The sequence below is a fragment of the Planococcus sp. A6 genome, assembly GCF_028823615.1.
Taxonomy (GTDB): domain Bacteria; phylum Bacillota; class Bacilli; order Bacillales_A; family Planococcaceae; genus Planococcus.
Window position 1 is genome coordinate 1 of sequence record NZ_JAPEHT010000225.1, and the last position, 2,658, is coordinate 2,658.

3 protein-coding genes are annotated in these 2,658 nt (G+C 52.5%); all 3 read left to right on the forward strand.

Features of this window, described 5'->3' with window-relative positions; translation table 11 throughout:
* Window positions 1-205 precede the first annotated feature (205 nt).
* Window positions 206-385, forward strand: coding sequence for a hypothetical protein (locus tag ON064_RS17955; RefSeq protein WP_121298057.1), 180 nt, complete (start codon window positions 206-208; stop codon window positions 383-385).
* A complete protein-coding gene (locus ON064_RS17960; RefSeq protein ID WP_274625835.1) occupies window positions 382-1,794 on the forward strand; it encodes an amidase in 1,413 nt (470 codons plus the stop codon). The genes ON064_RS17955 and ON064_RS17960 overlap by 4 nt, the downstream gene beginning before the upstream one ends.
* 139 nt (window positions 1,795-1,933) lie before the next feature.
* On the forward strand, window positions 1,934-2,658 hold a 725-nt coding region (locus tag ON064_RS17965; RefSeq protein ID WP_274625836.1), incomplete at its 3' end, for a glycosyl hydrolase family 28-related protein.

Genomic DNA, 2,658 nt, shown 5'->3' on the forward strand with positions numbered 1-2,658 from the left:
CAACTGCATGACTCGCATCCTGCGAGCCCCAAGCAGCTCCCTGCAACGCAGTCGAAAAGTGGAAGCTTTTCTAATCACTGCTTTTAAATTCGAATGTAAACTGTTTGATTTCAGAACAATCTGTTAATTGACAACGAAGAATGGTAAACTGTCGGTAATCAGCAGGACCTACACCTCAGAAAAAATTCAGGAATGGGGGATTCATGTGGCGTTCGACATTCACGAAGTTTTGGAGAGGAAAGGCATCAACGTCCCGGATCATCACAAGGAAATGCTCACTGGCCAGATGGCAGGATTCGAGGAGCTGCGTAAGACGGTGAACCAGGAACAATTGAAAGACCTGGATATGGCCTTGACGCATATTCCGGGAGGTGAGCAGAAATGAGCAATGAACTCGCGCAGAAATCCATCGGGGAACTGGCGCCGCTCATCCAATCGAAACAGGTTTCGCCTGTCGAATTGACGGAGCAGGTATTGGCAAACGTCGATATATATAACGGGGAGATCAATGCGTATATAAGTGTTCAGAAAGAACAAGCGCTGGAAGCTGCCGCCCAAGCTGAACAGGAAATCCAAAGCGGCAACTACCGCGGCGCGCTTCACGGAATTCCGATGGCGCTAAAGGACATTCTTTATTTCAAGGACGAGAAAGCGACGATGGGATCGAGCATCCACAGCGAGTTCGTGGCGGATTTCGATGCGACGGTCGTCTCGAAATTGAAGATGTCGGGCGTGACATTCACCGGCAAACTCAATATGCATGAGTATGCTTGGGGCGCGACGACGACCAATCCGCATTTCGGGGCGTGCAAGAACCCGTGGGACCTGACGAAGATTCCAGGCGGCTCCAGCGGCGGATCGGGTGCTGCGGTGGCTTCCCATATGGCGATTGCGTCGCTCGGAACGGATACGGGCGGATCGATCCGCATCCCGGCGTCGAGCTGCGGCATCATCGGGCTTAAGCCGACCCATGGGCGCATTTCAAAATACGGCTGCTTCCCGCTCGCTTGGTCGCTTGATCATATCGGGCCGATGACGAAGACAGTATACGATGCGGCGTTGCTATTGGAATTATTAAGTGGTTACGATCCTAAAGACCCAACTTCAATCGACCGCCCGGCGAAGAATTTCTCAGGGCTATTGGAAAGCGATGCGAAAGATTTAGTCATCGGCATTGAGGAGGAATATTTCTTCAAAAACGTCGATAGCCGTGTGGACGAACAAGTGCGCCACGTTTTGAAACAGCTGGAAGATGCGGGCGCGGTCATTAAGCCCGTTAGCATTCCGTCCTTGAAGCAGGCGGAATTTGCGGAGCTCGTGACAATTACGACAGAAGCGAGTGCTGTGCATCATGCGAATTTATTGAAATCGCCGGAGAAATTTGGAGAAGACGTGCGCTTTTTGCTGGAAGTCGGCGAATTGATGAGCGGCGTCGATTACGTCCAATCCCAGCAGATCCGGCGGAAACTCGATCTGGAATTCGCCGCGGCCTTTGACAGCGTCGATGTGCTGATCAGCCCGACCTTGCCGTTCCTGTCTCCGCCGATTGGTTCACAGACGGTGGATGTCAACGGCCAGGAATTAAGTTTCCTGGATGAAGTGATCCGCTTTACGGGACCGGGAAATCTGACCGGCTTGCCGGCGCTCAGCATTCCGGTAGGGGTGAAAGATGGTTTACCAGTAGGATTGCAGATCATGGGTCCGGCTTTTGAAGAAGAGAAAGTGCTGCGGGCAGCGGCGCTGATTGAACGAATGGAATTGATGAAAGGCCATTCGCCGACACTTGGAAAATAGAATGCCCCATGGACAGTTCCCGCCGGCGAGCACCCGGTTTTAGGGAGCTGTTTTTCATTTAAAAATATTTAACCGATTTTTAACATTTAGCAGGTAGAATCGTCGTACGACATTCAGTAAGCAAAGGAGCGGCCCAATCATGGCATTTTGGAAAAAACCGAGGGAGAAGGAATTGCTTCCGCGCAATAAAGAGGATATTGTCCGCGAAATGTGGAGTCCGAAAAAGACGGCAGACCAATTATTCAATGTGAAATCATACGGGGCGATCGGCGACGGCAAAGCCGATGACCGGAAAGCGCTGCAAAAAGCGATCGATGCCGCATATGGCACGAGTAAAGGCGGCAATCTGTTTTTTCCGCCGGGCTTGTATCGCATCAGCGGCCCCATCGAAGTGCCGGAATGGGGCATGGGGGCAGCTGTTTCGTGGATCGGGCATAGTTCTGAGACGACGCGCATCGCCCCATCCGAGCCGATGGATTATTTGGTGCGCATGCGCGGTGGCAGCGGCTCGGTCAAAGGCATCCAGTTTATGGGGACTGATCCCGAAAATGGCTACACACAGCTGGTCAAAGTGTGCATGGTCGCAAGCGAAATCCGCGATAAATTGTTCTCAGGCGCCGCGTTCATGTGGGGGTCGGTCCACGGTTTGCAGATTTTAGGGGAAGGCAATAATAATCTATGTGTATTCGACCGGTTGTGCCAGTTTTCGCAAAATGGCTCGGTCATCGAGGGCAGCGGGGCTTCCGGGCGGGGGACGAATATTTCATTCATGAAACTCGACCCAGCCGCACGAGACGTCCATGTCGGCGCGTATTTCAAAGTGGGCTCCGGCGAAGGGTCCGTCTATCACATCGATGAAGTCGG

Excerpts from the sequence above, each read along its gene's own strand:
- ON064_RS17960 (WP_274625835.1), top strand. The coding sequence starts at position 382 with ATGAGCAATGAACTCGCGCAGAAATCCATCGGGGAACTGGCGCCGCTC.